The following is a 17,087-nucleotide window of genomic DNA, read 5'->3' as shown; positions in this document are numbered from 1 at the left end:
GGGCTCCCGGCACGCGCCGGGAGCCCTTCGTTGTCCTTGGCAACTACAGCCAGTTCTCCCGGGCGGCGTGCAGGGCGAGCTGGAAGCGGGTGCTGGCGCCGGTGCGGTTCATCAGGCGTTCGAGGTAGCGGAAGAAGGTCCGGCGGCTGATCCCCAGGGTGCGCGCGATGGTGTCGTCCGCGGCACCGGTCGCGAGCAGGGCCAGCAGCCGGCGCTCGATCGGCTCGAGCCGATCGTCCTCGGTGCCGACCGAGGCGTGCAGTGGCAGCGCGTTGCGCCAGCACAGCTCGAACATGCCGATCAGCGCCGTCAGCAGGCTGCTCGGCCGGATGATCAGCAGGGACCGGTTCACGTCGGTGTCGCGCACCGACATCGACACGAACGCGATCGAGCCGTCGATGATGGTCAGCTTGGCCGGTACGTCGGGCAGCACCCGAGCCTGCTCACCGGCCTCGACACAGGGCAGGATGTTCTCGGTCAGGTAGCCGGGCACCTCGACCGACTCCGGTGAGTACACGACCCGGTAGGAGACACCCCGCTTGAGGTGCTCGATCTCCTCCTGGTTCGGGCCGCCGATGTAGTACGGCGGGGAGTCGATGGCCAGGATCTCGCGCTGCGCACCGCCCTTGATCTGGCGGATCCGCTCGACGATCGCGTTCCCGGTGACGACCTCGATCAGGTGGGTGGTCGACTCGTTGTGCACGGTCCGGCGGAACTCGTCGTACGCGTTCAGGACCTCGATCCGGGCCTGCTTCAGCTCGGACTCGCGGCGCAGCGTCATCGCCTCCAGACCGGCGTCGGGAGGCACCGGCAGGTACCGGGAGTGGTCCGAGCCGGACCGCCGGGCCAGGCCGGCCTGCACCAGCCCTTTGAGGGTCGCGTCGATACTCTCGTCCCGGTCCGGGACCGCCTCGTCCAGTTCGGTGATCGACGACGGGCCGGTCCGCAGCAGGTGCTGGTAGACCTTGATCTCGTCGTCGTTCAGACCGAGCACACGTAGGTGGTCGGCACGCTCCGTGTCGGTTGTGCTCACCACTGGCCCCTCCCTTCCGAGCGCGGTCACTTTCTGCTACCGCCACTCCAGAGTAGGGCGGTAGTTCCAGCGCAGTATGCACTGTCCGTGTCGTCGTGAATGCACCCAGCGATATTTGTTGTCCTGTCAGCATTCTTGTGCCGTGTCACCATCTGGCCACCATTTCCGCGCAGTTGTGAGCGAGAATTGAGGTCCAGCAGCCCGGCGACGGACCACCTGAGCGCCGCCGGGCTGCTGTTCCAATTCTGGCCCGAGTTCGCTGCTACGTCAGCGGAGCCCGTTTCGGTTGGGTCTCGATCCCGGCGCATCGGTGCCCTCGCACTCCCGTGCCATCACCGGCTGTGCCGGAGGGTGTACAAACTGTGCATCTCCATCGTGAGGCCGATGAGGAGGAGAGTCCGATGCAGGCACCGTCTCGTACTCCTGTTGGCCTTGGCGCGATGACCGCCGCCCTGGTCATCGTGCCGGCCGATCCGGTGTGTGCCACGTCCGCTTCCGCCCATGGCGGACGGGTTCCCGGATCGTCGGTGCGGGCTGCGTTTTCCCGGACGCGGCCTGGGCCCCGGGAGGTGCTGAGCGGAGCTCCGTGGATGGTGAGGCTGTCCATGGGGTGCGGGGACCTGATGTCCCCGGCCCGGCTCGCCCCGGCCAGGAAGCACCCCCTGGGGCCCCACCGGTCACACCAGGCATCAGCGCCCACCGGCTTCACAGTCGCGGTGGGACACGTCACCTCGCGCGCGGCAACTTCCGCCCGGCGGCAGGCGTCGTACCACTGAATTAACCGCGATCTGACCTTGATCGCTGTTGTTCGCACGGCGCTCACGTGAGCATGAAACCGTCCGCGTTTCCGTGCTGTGGCAGGCGTTTTGGCCGACGAAGGCCGTCAAATGTATATTCCAGATAACGATCGGCGAAGGGCGAACCTTCGGCGGAGCCGAGAATGGCACTTCGGGGCCTTGCGCGACGTTTGGTAGCCGTGTGTACGTCGTTGCTCACTATGGAGGACCACTGTGTCGTCGGTATTGACGCCGATCCGCTACTCTGCTTCCCGGTCTGCGTGGCCCGCCGTCGTACCGGGCGGCAGCCGCCGAGCCCCAGTCGGATACCGGGCAAAGAGAGGCGTCGCCTGAATGAACGCGACTAGCGTCGACGAGGAGTTCAACCCGTCGGTGCACGTGTATGAACCGCACAAGGTCGGCCTGCCGGCGCTGCGTCCCTACTTCAAGGCGCTGTGGCAGCGCCGGGAGTTCGCGGCCGAGATGTCCCGGACGAACATCCGGGCGGCCAACACCAACACCTTCTTCGGACAGGTGTGGCTGGTCCTGAACCCGCTGCTGCTGGCGGCGGTGTACTACCTGCTGGTCGACATCATCGCCGGCGGTAGCTCGAAGGTGGACGCCGCGGAGCGGTTCGCCCACATGTGCGGCGGCCTGTTCGCCTTCTACTACTTCTCCGGCGCGATGACCGCCGGTGCGGCCAGCGTGGTCGGCGGCGGCAAGCTGCTGATGAACCAGTCGTTCCCACGGATGCTGCTGCCGCTGTCCGCGGTGCGGACGGCGTTCTTCCGCTTCCTGCCGACCCTGGTCGTGTACCTCGCCATTCACCTGGCGATGCGTCAGCCGCTGGGGTGGCAGATGCTGCTGGCGCCGGCGTTCCTGATCATGCTGACGGTCTTCGCGGCCGGGATGGGGATGATCTTCGCGGCCCTGCAGGTGTACTTCCGCGACACCACCAGCTTCCTGCCGTACTTCGTCCGGATCTGGCTGTACCTGTCCCCGGTGCTCTGGTTCGCCGAGCAGGCGCCGGCGAAGTTCAAGGGCTTCATCCAGTACAACCCGCTCTACTCGCTGATCGGCGGCTGGACCGACCTGCTGGTCCGCGCCGACATCCCGGACCTCAAGATGTGGCTCGGCGCCGGGTTCTGGGCGCTCGCGGCGTTCGTGATCGGCTCGTTGTTCTTCATGTCGAGGGAGCGTGAGTTCGTTGTCCGTCTCTGAGGCAGAGAAGAAGGCCATGCAGAAGAGCACGTCGGGCATGCCGGCCGTCAAGGTCCAGGACGTGTCGATCACCTACCGGACCACGTTCGAGCGGGTGCCGACGTTCAAGAGCGCGCTGGTCCGGTTCGGCCGCGGCGAGCGCGCGGTCCGCGAGGTCAAGGCGGTCCAGAACGTCTCCTTCGACGTCGACCACGGCACCACCATCGGCATCATCGGCGCGAACGGCGCCGGCAAGTCGACGCTGATGCGCGCGGTCGCCGGCATCCTGCCGCCGACCACCGGCCGGATCGAGGTGCACGGCCGGGTCTCCACCCTGCTGTCGCTGGGGGTCGGGTTCAACGCGGCGCTGTCCGGACGGGAGAACGTCGTCCTCGGTGGTCTGGCCGCGGGCTTGAGCCGCAAGGAGATCCAGGCGCGGTACGAGGAGATCGCCGAGTTCGCCGAGCTCGGTGACTTCATGGAGATGCCGATGCGGACGTACTCGTCCGGCATGTTCAGCCGGCTGGCGTTCTCGGTCGCCGTGCACATGGACCCGGACATCCTGCTGATCGACGAGGCGCTGTCGGCCGGTGACGCGTCGTTCAAGACCAAGGCCGCGGCGAAGATGTCGGAGCTGGTCACGAACAGCCGGACCATGTTCCTGGTCAGCCACGCGATGAGCAGCGTCCGCGAGCTGTGCAACGACTGCATCTGGTTGCACAAGGGCAAGCTGATGATGCGGGGCCAGCCCGACGAGGTGATCGCGGCGTACACCAAGTTCCTGCAGGTCGGCGAAGCGGAATCCGTCTCACTCGAGGACCTCTGACCAATGTCACGCAGCACGGCGCCGGACGTGGGGATCATCACGACCGGTCACGACGTGGCCGATGCGCGCCTGCACAAGATCACCGCGGCCCTGCAGCACCGGGGCCTCAACGTCGAGCTCTGGGGCCTGGGCGAGGCTGACGGCGGGCCGGCCGGTGCGGTCGTGCACGCCGGTCCGCGCGGCAACCTGGTCCAGCGGCTGGCCCGGACCGCGGTACTGCCGTGGCGGACCAACGCCAAGGTGGTGATGACGGTCGACCCGGACATGATCCCAGTCACCCGCCTCGTCACCACCCTGCGCCGCCGCAAGATGGTCGCCGACGTGCACGAGGACTACGGCCGGCTGCTCGCCGACCGGGCCTGGGCGAAGGGGCCGGCCGGTCTGCCGGCCCGCCTGATCGTCCGGGCCAGCTCCAAGCTGGCCGCTGGCGCCGACCTGACCGTCGTCGCCGACTCGCATCTCGCCCCGCACGAGGCGAAGCGACGGCTGGTCGTGCAGAACTTCCCCTACGTCCCGTTCCTGGCCCCGACGCCGCCTTCGGGCACGCCGCGGGCCGTGTACGTCGGGGACCTGCGGGCCAGCCGTGGTCTGTTCGACATGGTCGAGACCGTCGCCGCGGCGACGGACTGGTCTCTCGACCTGGTCGGCCCGGTCGCACCCTCGGACCGGGACCAGCTCGAGGCCCGGATCGGGCAGCCCGACCTGGACGGCCGGGTCCGCCTGCACGGGCGCCAGCCACCGGCCGACGCCTGGCGGATCACCCAGGGTGCCTGGGCCAGCCTGGCCATGCTCCAGCCGACACCGGCATTCGTCGAGGCGATGCCGTCCAAGATCTACGAGTACCTCGCCAGCGGTCTTCCCGTCCTCTCGACCCGGCTGCCCCGGCAGACGAGGGTGATCGAGGAGTCCGGTGGCGGAGTCTTGGTGGACTCGGTGACAGAGGCGGCCGAGACGCTGCGGCGCTGGTCCGCGGATCCCGGTGAGCTGGAGAAGCTGCGCGACCACGCGCTGCAGTGGGCGGCCGACCATCTGCCCGCGACCACGCCGTACGACGAACTGGCCGACGCGATTCTCGACCTGCTAAGAGGAAATGAATGACCGACCGCCCACATATGTTGTACGTCGCCTGGGGCTTCCCGCCCTGTCGAGGCGGCGGTGTCTACCGGGCCCTGGCCACGGCCAACCGGTTCGCCGCGCTCGGCTGGAAGGTGACCGTGCTGACGGCCGAACGCGAGACCTTCCACCGGTTCACCGGTGCCGACCTGACCTTGGAGGAGCGGGTCGACCCGTCGGTCGAGGTCGTCCGGGTCCCGTTCGAGTGGCCGATTCTCGAGGCCGACCTGCGCAAGTGGTCCAAGCGCCGCGCTTCGAACCCGAAGCTGTGGAGCAAGTGGCGGACCAAGCAGGACCAGATCCCGTTCCCGGAGACCGGGTACGGGCCGTGGCGCTCGATCATCGAGAAGGCCGCCGAGCGGATCCACCAGGCGCACAAGGTCGACCTGACCGTCGCCACCGCGAACCCGCACGTCGCGTTCACCGCGGCGTACCACCTGCACAAGAAGCACAGCGTGCCGTACGTGATGGACTACCGCGACGCGTGGCTGCTGGACGTCTTCACCGGTGACCGGCTGCACGAGCCGAACAGCCGGGCGGCCAAGTGGGAGAAGAAGCTGGTCGAGTCGGCCCGCGAAGTGTGGTTCGTGAACGACCCGATCAAGGAGTGGCACGAGAAGCTCTACCCGGCCCAGGCCGGCAAGATGCACACCGTCGCCAACGGCTTCGACCCGGACCTGGTCCCGGACACGAACGACCGCGGCCCGGTGACGGATCGCCCGCTGGTGTTCGGGTACGTCGGCACGGTGTCGCCGAAGGTCCCGCTGGCCGAGTTCGTCGAGGGCTGGCAGATCGCCCGCTCGTCGTCGGAGGAGATGGCCGGCGCCAAGGCCAAGATCCACGGCTACCTCGGGTACTACGCCCAGCCGCGAGCCGACATGCTGGCGACGATCAACAACGCCAAGGACGACGGGGTCAGCTACGAGGGCCCGGTCGGCAAGGCCGAGATCGCCAAGGCGTACGACGAGTTCGACGTCCAGCTGCTGATGCTCGGCAAGGGTCGCTACGTGACCAGCGGCAAGGTGTTCGAGTACCTCGCGACCGGATTGCCGGTGGTGTCGGTGCACGACCCGGAGAACGCGGCGTCCGACGTACTGCGCGGGCACCCGTTGTGGTTCCCGGTCACGGAGGTGACGCCGGAGGCCATCTCGGCGGCGCTGATCGAGGCGGCGCACGCGGCCCGGACGGCTGACGAGGGGATCCGGGCCAAGGCGCGGGAGTTCGGTGCGTCCTACCGGCGGGATCTGCAGCTGGATCCGCGGATCGAAGCGCTGGCTGCTGCGGTGAAGGGGGTTCGGGCGTGAAGAACGTCGTACTGCTGAGCACGCGCCGGCTTCCGCCGGCGTACTTCGACACCGTCCGCGAGGACCTGGGCGACCCCAACGTGACGCTGGACGTCGTCGGCTGGGTCGCCCCGGCCGGCCCAGTCGAAGACAAGGTCCACAGCTTCACCCTGATCGGTCCAGGCCGCATGCCGGTCGCCCCGACTCCTGAGCCGGTTGCGGATCCCACCGACGAGGCTCCGGATGCCGTGATTGCTCCTGAGGCCGTCGCGGAGCCGGAAACCGTCGTCGGTGAAGCCGAAGTAGCACCCGCTGCGGCCGAGGTTCCTGCCGATGCGGCGGATGAGGCTGCTTCCACCTCCGCCGCTGCCGCCGAGGAAAGCGCTCAGGCGAAAGCCGCTTCCACCACCACCCCACCTGCGGCTGCGGCGAAGCCGCGGCCTACCGGGGTCAAGCGGGTTGTCAAGGCTGTGCAGTGGCGGGCTCGGAAGGGGAAGAAGATCGCTGGGCGGATGTTGCCTAAGGCAATTAAGACTTCCGCGCCGGTGAAGTTCCTGCGCGGGAACCGGGCCAGCAAGGATCTGGGGAAGACCTACTGGGGTCGGGTTCTGAGCCGGCGGGATGTGATGGCGACGATCGAGAAGGCTGATGTCGTCGTCGCGCTGGACGCCGGTGCGATCTGGGCCGGGTGGAACCTCGGTCAGCGTCGGGCCAGCACCCCGGTGGTGCTAGGTATCCCGGCCGCCCGCCGCGAGCTGGACATGCTGAAGGCACCGGCAGGTAATGGGTGATTCGATGACGGTGTCGCGTTCGATTCGCGAGCACCTGCCGGCGCCGATCGCCCGGACCGCGGGAGCGGTCCGGCGGCGCCTGCGTGGCTTGCGGTACTCGTACGCGCAGCTGCCGGCGTTCCCGCCGGTGGCGACGACCCCGGTGCGGATGCTGGTCGGACCGACCAACTCCGCCGGTCAGGGCTACGCCTGGGCGCAGGCCGCCCGGACCGTGCCCGGGGTCAGCGCCGTCTCGTTCTCCTTGCACCGCAAGGGGCAGTTCCAGTTCAAGACCGACTACGGCGTCCCGCTCGCGTGGTTCGGCCAGCCCCGCTGGCAGCGCGCGCAGGAGCAGCACGTCGTCGGTTCCTACACCCACGTCCTGGTGGAGTCGCTGCGCCCGATCTTCGGTGCGCGCGGCTTCCCGGACGCGTCCGCCGACATCGCCGCGATGCGTGCGGCCGGCGTCAACGTCGGACTGCTGTTCCACGGCTCCGACATCCGGCTGCCCAGTCGCCATGCGAAGCGCGAGCGCTGGTCGCCGTTCACTCCGGGTGACGACCTGACTGAACGTCTCGAGAAGCAGGCTCGGCGGCACGCCGACCTGGTCGAGGGCCTCGGCCTGCCGGTGTTCGTGTCCACGGTCGATCTGCTGGACGACGTACCTGACGCACAGTGGTTGCCGGTGGCGATCGACCCGGCTCCGTGGCGGCAGGCGGCGCGTCCGTTGTTCACGGGTGAGCGTCCGGTCGTCGTACACGTTCCGTCGAACGCGCAGCTCAAGGGCACCGACCGGATCGACGCCGTTCTGACCGAGCTGCACGACCGTGGCGTCATCGAGTACCGGCGCATCACCGGCGTACCGCACAGCGGGATGCCAGGGGTCATCGGCGACGCCGACATCGTTGTAGATCAGCTCAGAATCGGCCTGTACGGCGTGGCGGCGGCCGAGGCACTGGCAGCCGGGCGGATCGTCGTCTCATACGTCGGTGACGCGGTGCGCCAACGGGTGCGTACTCTGACTGGGCGAGAGGTGCCGATCGTGGAGGCAGACCCCGACACCCTGGGTGATGTCGTCACCGGCCTGATCGCCGATCGTGACGCCGCCGCCGAGCGGGCGGCCGCCGGCCCCGGCTACGTGGCGGAGCTGCACGACGGAAGCCGCTCAGCCGTTGCACTCACCAGCTGGCTCACTTCGAAGGAGACCTTGTGACGTCCCGCATCGCAGCATCCGCTGACGTCGACGACAGCGCCCAGATCGGCGACGGTTCGTCGGTCTGGCACCTGGCCCAGATCCGCGAGAACGCGGTCCTGGGGGAGAACTGCATCGTCGGTCGCGGAGCCTATGTCGGGACCGGGGTCCGGATGGGCGACAACTGCAAGATCCAGAACTACGCGCTGGTCTACGAGCCGGCCTCGCTCGAGGACGGCGTGTTCATCGGCCCGGCCGTGGTGCTCACCAACGACTACTTCCCGCGCGCGGTCAACCCGGACGGTTCGCCGAAGAGCGGGCACGACTGGGAGCCGGTCGGGGTGACCATGAAGCAGGGCTGCTCGATCGGTGCGCGCTCGGTCTGCGTGGCGCCGGTCACCATCGGCCGCTGGGCCACCGTCGCCGCGGGTGCGGTGGTGACCAAGGACGTGCCAGACTTCGCGCTGGTCGCCGGTGTTCCGGCCCGCCGGATCAAGTGGGTCGGCAAGGCCGGCGTACCGCTGCTCGACGTCGGGAACGGCGAGTGGAAGTGCCCGAACACGGGCGAGACGTACATCGAAACCGACGGACGGCTGCGGCCGGCCGGTGAAGACATGGAGGAGAACTGATGGTGCAGCCGATTCCGGCCGCGAAGCCGATCATCGGGAAGGAGGAGCGCGAGGCCGTCGACCGGGTCATGCAGTCCGGGATGCTGGCGCAGGGCCCCGAGGTGGCGGCGTTCGAGCAGGAGTTCGGCGCAGCGCTGGTCTCCGGCCGGGCGTGCGTCGCGACGAACTCGGGCACGTCGGGTCTCCACCTCGGCCTGCTGGCCGCGGGCGTCGGCCCGGGTGACGAGGTCATCGTGCCGTCCTTCACCTTCGCCGCGACCGCGAACAGCGTCGCGCTGACCGGCGCCACCCCGGTGTTCGCCGACATCGAGCCGACGTACTTCTGCCTGGACCCGGCCGCGGTCGAGGCCGCGATCACCGAGAAGACCAAGGCCGTCATGCCGGTGCACCTGTTCGGTCACCCGGCCAACATGACCGCGCTGCAGGCGATCGCCGACAAGCACGGCATCCAGATCTACGAGGACGCCGCGCAGGCGCACGGCGCGACCTGGAACGGCGCTCCGGTCGGCACCTTCGGCGAGTTCGCCATGTTCAGCCTCTACCCGACCAAGAACATGACCTCCGGTGAGGGCGGCATGAACTCGGTCGCGAACGCCGACGTCGAGCGCCGGATGCGGCTGCTGCGCAACCAGGGCATGCTCAAGCAGTACGAGAACGAGCTGGTCGGCCTGAACAACCGGATGACCGACCTGCACGCCGCGATCGGCCGGGTGCAGCTGGGCAAGCTGGCCGGCTGGACCAAGCAGCGGCAGGAGAACGCGGCCTTCCTGGACGCGAACCTGCAGGGTGTCGCGGTGCCGGCGGTGGCCGCCGAGGCGACCCACGTGTACCACCAGTACACGATCCGGGTGACCGAGGACCGCGACGGTTTCGCCAACGCGCTGCGCAACGAGTACGGCGTCGGCTGCGGTGTCTACTACCCGATCCCGAACCACCGGCTCCCGTCGTTCCAGCGCGAGCTGGACCTGCCGGAGACCGAGAAGGCCGCGGCCGAGGTGCTCTCGCTGCCGGTCCACCCCTCGCTGTCCGAGGAAGACCTGAACCGGATCGTGGCCGCGGTGAACACCGTGGCGAAGGCTGGTGCGTGAGATGGCGAACCTGAAAGCCGGACTGATCGGCCTGGGCATGATGGGGCGGCACCACGCCCGCGTGCTCGCCTCCCTCGAGGGCGTCGACCTGGTCGCCGTCGCCGACCCGGGTGGTGACAAGTTCGGTGTCGCCGCCGGTCGCCCGGTGCACGAGAACATCGAGCAGTTGATCGCCGAGGGCATCGACTACTGCATGGTCGCGGTCCCGACCCAGTACCACGCCGAGATCGCGAAGGCGCTGGCCGAGGCCGGCGTGCACGCGATGATCGAGAAGCCGCTGGCCGGGTCCTCGGCCGAGGCGACCGAGATCGCCAAGGCGTTCGAGGCGGCCGGTCTGGTCGGCGCGGTCGGTCACATCGAGCGGTACAACCCGGCGCTGCAGGCGCTCCGGGTCCGCTTGGAGGCTGGCGAGTTGGGTGACATCTACCAGATCACCACCCGCCGCCAGGGCCCGTTCCCGGCCCGGATCGCCGACGTCGGCGTGGTGCTCGACCTGGCCACCCACGACATCGACCTGACCGCCTGGGTGACCCAGTCGCCGTTCGTCTCGGTGTCCGCGCAGAGCGCGCACAAGAGCGGCCGCCAGTTCGAGGACCTGATCGCGGTGACCGGCCGGCTGGCCGACGGCACCGTGACCAGCCACCTGGTCAACTGGCTGTCCCCGATGAAGGAGCGGCTCACCGTCGTCACCGGTGAGAAGGGCGCCTTCATCGCCGACACGCTGCTGGCCGACCTGTCCTTCCACGCCAACGGCACGGTGGCCACCGCGTGGGACGACGTCGCGCACTTCCGCGGTGTCAGCGAGGGCGACATGATCCGCTACGCGATCAGCAAGCCGGAGCCGCTGCGCACCGAGCACGAGGCCTTCCGGGACGCCGTGCTGGGCAAGGAAGCCGACATCGTCACGCTGCAGCAGGGTCTGGCCACCGTCGCGGTGGCCGAGGCCGTCATCCAGTCGGCGGCCGAAGATCGCACCATCAAGGTCGCCCAAGGGGAGCCCGCCGCGTCATGAAGGTCCTGAGCGTCGTCGGGGCACGACCGCAGTTCGTCAAGCTGGCACCGGTGGCGGAGGCGTTCGCCGCCACCGAGCACCAGCACGTGATCGTGCACACCGGCCAGCACTACGACAAGAACATGTCCGACGTGTTCTTCGCCGACCTGCGGATCCCGGACCCGGATGTCCACCTGGGTGTCGGGTCCGGCAGCCACGGGGTCCAGACCGGATCGATGCTGTCCGCGATGGACGCCGTACTGGATGAGCACCAGCCCGACTGGGTGCTCGTGTACGGCGACACCAACTCGACGCTGGCCGGGACGCTGTCGGCGGTGAAGATGCACCTGCCGGTGGCGCACCTGGAGGCCGGGCTGCGGTCGTTCAACCGGCGGATGCCGGAGGAGCACAACCGGGTCCTGACCGACCACGCGGCCGACATCCTGCTGGCCCCGACCCAGGTGGCGATGGACCACCTGGCCAACGAGGGCCTGACGGACCGGGCGCGACTGGTCGGCGACGTGATGACGGACGTGTGCTTCCGGGTTCGCGACGCGGTCAAGGACAAGCCGCTGGACGTGCCGTTCAAGCGTGGCGAGTACGTCGTCTCGACCATCCACCGGGCCGAGAACACCGACGACCCGGAGCGGCTGGCCGCGATCGTCGAGGGGCTCGCAGCGGCCGGTTCGCCGGTGCTGCTGCTGGCCCACCCGCGGCTGGTCGCCAAGTGCGCTGAGCACGGGATCAAGCTGGAGCGTCCGGACGGTTCGCTGCACGTCCGGGAGCCGCTGGCCTACCCGGAGATGGTCGCTGCCGTGCTCGGCTCGGCCGGTGTGGTCACCGACTCCGGCGGCCTGCAGAAGGAAGCGTTCCTGCTCGGCCGGGTCTGCACCACGCTGCGCACCGAGACCGAATGGGTCGAGACCCTCGAGGACGGCTGGAACGTCCTCACGTCCGACGTGAGCAAGCTGCCCGAGCTGGCCGCCCGGCCGGTACCGGCAGCCGACCGCCCCATGCCCTACGGAGACGGCCAGGCCGCCGGCCGCGTCGTCGCCGCTCTCGCGGAGTAACTACATGACAAAGGCCGCCGAAGAAGACCAGACGCAGCCGCCGCTCCAGGAAGCCCCTGGGACGGCGGCCGCCGCCGCTGGGTCGGCGGTGGCCGCCGCGGAAAGTACCGCGGCCCCGCGGAAGAGACTGCCGCGGGTGGAGTCGCTCACCGGTCTGCGTTGGTGGGCGGCGTTCTTCGTTTTCGCCCACCACATGACCAACCTGGCGCCGCTGCCGATCTACAAGTTCCTGAAGTACGGCACGTCCGGGGTGACGTTCTTCTTCGTGCTGTCCGGTTTCGTGCTGACCTGGTCGGCCCAGCCGGGGACGAAGATCCGCACCTTCTACCGGCGCCGGTTCGCCCGGATCTTTCCGCTGTACTTCCTCACCCTGATCGCGGCGATCTTCGTCTTCTACCGGTTCGAGCCGCCGGCCGGGATGGCGTGGATCAAGCCGGTCTCGGTGACCGTGCTGGTGCTGTCGGGCCTGCTGCTGCAGGGCTGGTCGAACAACCCGACCACGCTGTACGGCGGCAACCCGGCGGGCTGGACGCTGTCGGTGGAGGCGTTCTTCTACGCGTACTTCCCGTTCGTCTGGCGGGCCACGCAGAGGCTGAAGGCGGCCGGCGGCCTGATCCTGTGTGTCGCGGTGCTGGTCGCGGGCGGGGCCTATCGACTGGCCCTGTTCCACTGGCCGGACGTCGTACCGGTGCTGCCGCAGCCGATCCTGCACTCGGTGGCGTTCCTGTTCGGCATCGGCCTGGCGATCGCGCTGCGGTCCGGCTGGAAGCCGCGGATCCCGGTCTGGTTCGCGTTCCTGGTCACCTCGGTCGGGCTGTACACCCTGTACTACTCCGGTCTGCACCCGGCCAAGGTGCCGTTCGCGATCACCATGGGCCTGTGCCAGAAGGAAGTCCTCACGCTGCTGTACGGCTTCCTGATCTTCGCCGTCGCGTCCCGGGACATCCGGGGCGGCCGGTCCTGGCTGCGCAGCAAGCCGCTGGTCGCGCTCGGCCAGTGGTCGTACGCCTTCTACCTGACGCACGCCACCATCCTGTACGCGATCAAGGAGTACCACGGTGTGGCCGGGCCGATCGGCTGGTCCAACCTGACCTGGTACGCCGGTGTCGGCGCCATCTCGATCCTCGTTTCGTGGCTGTTGTACAAGTTCGTCGAGCACCCACTCGAACGGAAGCTGCGAGGCCCCCGATGAAGAATCACTACCTAGTGGAGTTCCTGTGCGTGTCAGTGTTGTTGCCTTAGGCAAGATCGGACTGCCGTTGGCGGTCCAGTTCGCCGCCAAGGGTCATCAGGTCGTCGGCGTCGACATCAACCCGAAGACGGTCGAGCAGGTGAACGCCGGCCAGGAGCCGTTCCCGGGTGAGGCGCACCTGGCCGAGCTGCTCGCCGAGACCGTGGCCGACGGCCGCCTGCGGGCGACCACCGACTACGCGGACGCCATCCCCGGCAGTGACGCGGTCGTGCTGGTCGTGCCGCTGTTCGTCGACGAGAAGACCGGTGAGCCGGAGTTCGGCTGGATGGAGAGCGCGACCCGCTCGCTGGCCGAGCACCTGAGCCCGGGCACCCTGGTCAGCTACGAGACCACCCTGCCGGTCGGCACCACCCGGAACCGGTGGAAGCCGCTGCTGGAAGAGGTCTCCGGCCTGAAGGAGGGCGAGGACTTCCACCTGGTGTTCTCGCCGGAGCGGGTGCTCACCGGCCGCGTCTTCGCGGACCTGCGCAAGTACCCGAAGCTGGTCGGCGGCCTGTCCGAGGAGGGTGCCAAGCGCGCCACCGCGTTCTACGAGGCCGTGCTGGACTTCGACGACCGTCCGGACCTGGAGCGTGGCAACGGCGTCTGGGACCTGGGTACGGCGGAAGCGGCCGAGCTCGCGAAGCTGGCCGAGACCACCTACCGCGACGTCAACATCGGCCTGGCGAACCAGTTCGCCCGGTTCGCCGGTGAGCACGGGATCGACGTACACCAGGTGATCGAGGCGTCGAACTCGCAGCCCTACAGCCACATCCACCGGCCCGGTATCGCGGTCGGCGGGCACTGCATCCCGGTCTACCCGCGGCTGTACCTGTGGACCGATCCGGAGGCAACCGTTGTCCGGGCCGCCCGCGAGGCGAACCTCGGCATGCCCGACTACACCGTCGGCCTGCTCGAGGGCGCGTACGGCGACCTGGCCGGAGCCAAGGTGGTCGTGCTCGGCGCGGCGTACCGTGGTGGTGTCAAGGAGACTGCTTTCTCCGGTGTCTTCCCGGCCGTGGAGGCGCTGAAGGCCCGTGGTGCGGAGGTATCCGTGCACGACCCGCTGTACACCGACGAGGAGCTCCAGCAGCTCGGCTTCACGCCGTACGCGCTGGGTGCGCCGGTGGACGCGGCTGTGCTGCAGGCGGACCACGCCGAGTACGGGCAGCTGTCCCCGGCCGACCTGCCGGGTGTGAAGGTGCTCGTGGACGGTCGTGACCGTACCGACCCGGCTCGTTGGGCGGGCGTGCGGCGGATTGTGATCGGAAGGTCGGTTCGCCAGTGACAACTGCCGACCTGCGGGTCGTGATGATGGTCGCAAACGACGTCACCAACGACAGTCGGGTCCGCAAGGAGGCCGCAGCACTGGCCGAGACCGGAGCAGAAGTGACTGTGCTCGGTGTCTCGGCCAGCGGTCTGCCGTCGAGGGAGATGCTCGACGGCGCGCTGATCGTCCGGGTGGCGGTTCCGTTCAGCCTGCGGGAGGAACGGAAGCGGAGCCGCAAGGCCCGCCGGGACTGGCGGCCGCCCTTGGTGGGGTATCGCCACCGGTCGACGTACGTCGCTCGCAGCCAGCGGATCCAGGCTGAGCTGAAGGAACTGAAGGCCGACTCCGGCCATGCCATCGCGGCGGCGAAGGCGGGCCAGGGCAATCCGCTCAAGTTCAAGGCCGGCGTGGCCACCCGGTTGCTGCGCAAGTCCCGCTGGCAGGCCGCGAAGAAGGCGACCTGGGTACGCAAGGGTGTCGGCAACAAGGCCGACGCCCCGTTCAAGTTCGGCTGGCGCGCGTACGACGGGGTGATCCACCGGCTGCCCTGGCCGGCGCCGTGGCGCAAGCTGCACCCGGAGGCGCTCGACCTCGAGATCGCCTTCGGTGACTTGATCGATCGACTCGAGCCCGACGTGGTGCACGCGCACGACATGCACGTGATCGGTGTCGCCACCCGCGCCGCCGGCCGGGCCAAGCTGCGCGGCAAGCACCTCAAGGTCGTCTACGACGCGCACGAGTACGTCGCCGGGCTGTCCCGGTACGGCGCTCGCACCCGTCGGTCGATCGCCGCCTGGGCCAACCACGAGGCCGAGTACATCGGCCAGGCGGACCACGTGATCACGGTCAGCCCGGCGATCGCGCAGCGGCTGCAGCAGGAGCATAAGCTCGACCACGAGCCCACGGTGATCATGAACACGCCGAACCCGGCGGACGTGTCGGTCGAGGTGTCCGACATCCGCAGCCGGATCGGCCTGCGTGCCGAGGTGCCGCTGCTGGTCTACAGCGGTGGCGTCACCCGGGCCCGGGGTATCCACACCGCCGTCCAGGCGCTGGTGGATCTGCCGGACGCGCACCTGGCCGTCGTGTGTGTCCCGGGTGTCGGGACCGACGCCGTACGGGAGTTGCAGGCTCAGGCTTCGGCGCTCGAGGTGCAGGACCGGTTGCACTGCCTCGACCCGGTGCAGCCGGACGAGGTGGTCGCGTTCCTGCGTACGGCGGATGTCGGGCTGATCCCGATCCTGCGCTACCCGAGCCACGAGATGTCGCTGCCGAACAAGCTGTTCGAGTACGCATTCGCCGGTCTGCCGGTGGTGGTCAGCGACATGCCGAGCATGAAGGAGTTCGTCGACCGGATCCGGATCGGCGAGGTCTTCGTCGCGGCCGACGCGCACGACCTGGCGTCGAAGGTGCGCACGGTCCTCGGTGACCTGGACACCTATCGCGAGCGCGTGGCTGACCCTGGTTACCAGCAGGAGGTCTCCTGGTCCGGGCAGGCGGACAAGCTGCGCGGTCTGTACGGCGAGCTGGTCGGCCGTCAGCTGGAGATCGTCCAGCCCGGTGGCCGGGTGGTCAAGGAGCAGCGCCGGTTGCTGCTCGGTCCGGTCAACAGTGCCGGGCAGGCCTGGCTGTGGGCGACCGCACTCGAGCGTGAGGTGCCTGCGATCAAGGCCGAGTCGCTGACCACGGGCAGTGGCGCGTTCGACTTCCGGGTGCACCGCACCGGCACGTACCGCCAGTACCGGTCCGACCTGCGCTGGCAGCTGGAGCTGACGGCGTACGCGTTGCGCGAGGTCACCCACGTGCTGTTCGAGGCCGGCCGGCCGATGTTCGGGCAGCAGCGCGGGCAGATGTGGACCACCGACGTACCGATGCTGGACCAGGCGGGGATCAAGCACGGCCTGGTCTTCCACGGCTCGGAGATCCGCGACCCGGCACAGCACCGGGCGCGGTACCAGTGGTCGCCGTTCCGGAACGCCGACGACGAGCTGACCTCCCGCCTGCAGGCCGCGAACGATCTGATGCGGACGCACCTGGAGGACTACGAGGGGACGATCTTCGTCACCACGCCGGACCTGCTGGAGTTCGTCGACAACGGCATCTGGTTGCCGCTGACGGTCGACACCGGGGAGTTCAACTCGACCGCACCGGTGCTGGAGCGGGAGGTGCCGGTGGTGCTGCACGCGCCGTCGGCCAGCGCGTTGAAGGGGTCCGTGTACGTCGACCCGGTGCTCACGGACCTGGATGCGCGGGGCCTGATCAAGTACCAGCGGGTCCAGGGTGTCCCGCACTCCGAGCTCGCCGAGATGGTGCGGAACGCCGACATCGTGGTCGACCAGCTGCTGCTCGGCTCGTACGGCGTCTTCGCCTGCGAGGCGATGGCGGCCGGGCGGGTCACCGTCGGGCACATCGCGGACCCGGTCCGCGACCTGCTGCCGACCAACCTGCCGATCGCGGAGGCGACCCCGGACGACCTGTCCGAGGTGATCGAGCGGCTGGTCGCCGAACGCGACTCGGCCCGCAAGATCGCCGACGCGGGTCCGGAGTACGTCCGCGAGCTGCACGACGGGCGCAAGTCGGTCGAGGTGCTGTTGCCCTTCCTTGGCGGAAGGTGA

The 17,087-nt window shown here is 68.9% G+C and carries 14 protein-coding genes; 13 read left to right on the top strand and 1 reads right to left on the bottom strand.

Going from position 1 to position 17,087, the window contains the following annotated elements; translation table 11 throughout:
- Positions 1-43 precede the first annotated feature (43 nt).
- The gene (locus V9K99_RS02280) at positions 44-1,033 is read right to left on the bottom strand and encodes a helix-turn-helix domain-containing protein (RefSeq protein ID WP_337007506.1); all 990 of its coding nucleotides are present in this window, start codon (positions 1,031-1,033) and stop codon (positions 44-46) included.
- 1,130 nt (positions 1,034-2,163) lie between these two features.
- Here V9K99_RS02280 and V9K99_RS02275 point away from each other — a divergent pair.
- Genes V9K99_RS02275 through V9K99_RS02215 form a run of 13 tightly spaced genes read left to right on the top strand, consistent with a single transcriptional unit; the run spans position 2,164 to position 17,087 of the window.
- Positions 2,164-3,030 carry an ABC transporter permease gene (locus V9K99_RS02275; protein ID WP_337007505.1) on the top strand — a complete coding sequence of 289 codons (867 nt, stop codon included), beginning with the start codon at positions 2,164-2,166 and terminating at the stop codon, positions 3,028-3,030.
- Positions 3,017-3,835 (top strand): ABC transporter ATP-binding protein, encoded by an 819-nt coding sequence (locus V9K99_RS02270; RefSeq protein WP_337007504.1) that lies wholly within the window; start codon positions 3,017-3,019, stop codon positions 3,833-3,835. The genes V9K99_RS02275 and V9K99_RS02270 overlap by 14 nt, the downstream gene beginning before the upstream one ends.
- A gap of 3 nt (positions 3,836-3,838) precedes the next feature.
- Positions 3,839-4,933 carry a glycosyltransferase family 4 protein gene (locus V9K99_RS02265; RefSeq protein WP_337007503.1) on the top strand — a complete coding sequence of 365 codons (1,095 nt, stop codon included), beginning with the start codon at positions 3,839-3,841 and terminating at the stop codon, positions 4,931-4,933.
- Positions 4,930-6,252, top strand: coding sequence for a glycosyltransferase (locus V9K99_RS02260; protein WP_337007502.1), 1,323 nt, complete (start codon positions 4,930-4,932; stop codon positions 6,250-6,252). Before V9K99_RS02265 ends, V9K99_RS02260 begins: the two co-directional genes overlap by 4 nt.
- Positions 6,249-7,022, top strand: a complete 774-nt coding sequence (locus V9K99_RS02255) for a hypothetical protein (protein ID WP_337007501.1) — start codon at positions 6,249-6,251, stop codon at positions 7,020-7,022. Before V9K99_RS02260 ends, V9K99_RS02255 begins: the two co-directional genes overlap by 4 nt.
- Positions 7,023-7,026: 4 nt before the next feature.
- A complete protein-coding gene (locus V9K99_RS02250; RefSeq protein WP_337007500.1) occupies positions 7,027-8,214 on the top strand; it encodes a hypothetical protein in 1,188 nt (395 codons plus the stop codon).
- The gene (locus V9K99_RS02245; RefSeq protein WP_442914752.1) at positions 8,211-8,822 is read left to right on the top strand and encodes an acyltransferase; all 612 of its coding nucleotides are present in this window, start codon (positions 8,211-8,213) and stop codon (positions 8,820-8,822) included. Before V9K99_RS02250 ends, V9K99_RS02245 begins: the two co-directional genes overlap by 4 nt.
- Complete coding sequence (locus V9K99_RS02240) at positions 8,819-9,910, top strand: DegT/DnrJ/EryC1/StrS family aminotransferase (protein ID WP_337007708.1); 1,092 nt, start codon at positions 8,819-8,821, stop codon at positions 9,908-9,910. The genes V9K99_RS02245 and V9K99_RS02240 overlap by 4 nt, the downstream gene beginning before the upstream one ends.
- A 1-nt stretch (position 9,911) precedes the next feature.
- Positions 9,912-10,922 carry a Gfo/Idh/MocA family protein gene (locus V9K99_RS02235; protein WP_337007499.1) on the top strand — a complete coding sequence of 337 codons (1,011 nt, stop codon included), beginning with the start codon at positions 9,912-9,914 and terminating at the stop codon, positions 10,920-10,922.
- Positions 10,919-11,971, top strand: coding sequence for a non-hydrolyzing UDP-N-acetylglucosamine 2-epimerase (wecB, locus tag V9K99_RS02230; protein ID WP_337007498.1), 1,053 nt, complete (start codon positions 10,919-10,921; stop codon positions 11,969-11,971). Before V9K99_RS02235 ends, wecB begins: the two co-directional genes overlap by 4 nt.
- A 4-nt stretch (positions 11,972-11,975) precedes the next feature.
- Positions 11,976-13,163 carry an acyltransferase family protein gene (locus V9K99_RS02225; protein WP_337007497.1) on the top strand — a complete coding sequence of 396 codons (1,188 nt, stop codon included), beginning with the start codon at positions 11,976-11,978 and terminating at the stop codon, positions 13,161-13,163.
- Positions 13,164-13,188: 25 nt separating this feature from the next.
- Positions 13,189-14,490 carry a nucleotide sugar dehydrogenase gene (locus tag V9K99_RS02220; RefSeq protein ID WP_337007496.1) on the top strand — a complete coding sequence of 434 codons (1,302 nt, stop codon included), beginning with the start codon at positions 13,189-13,191 and terminating at the stop codon, positions 14,488-14,490.
- Positions 14,487-17,087, top strand: coding sequence for a glycosyltransferase family 4 protein (locus V9K99_RS02215; RefSeq protein WP_337007495.1), 2,601 nt, complete (start codon positions 14,487-14,489; stop codon positions 17,085-17,087). The genes V9K99_RS02220 and V9K99_RS02215 overlap by 4 nt, the downstream gene beginning before the upstream one ends.

Origin of the sequence: Kribbella sp. CCNWLW201 (genome assembly GCF_037203805.1) — a bacterium.
GTDB lineage: Bacteria > Actinomycetota > Actinomycetes > Propionibacteriales > Kribbellaceae > Kribbella.
The sequence above is the reverse complement of the archived record's forward strand: the minus strand, read 5'-3'. Positions and strand labels throughout refer to the sequence as shown.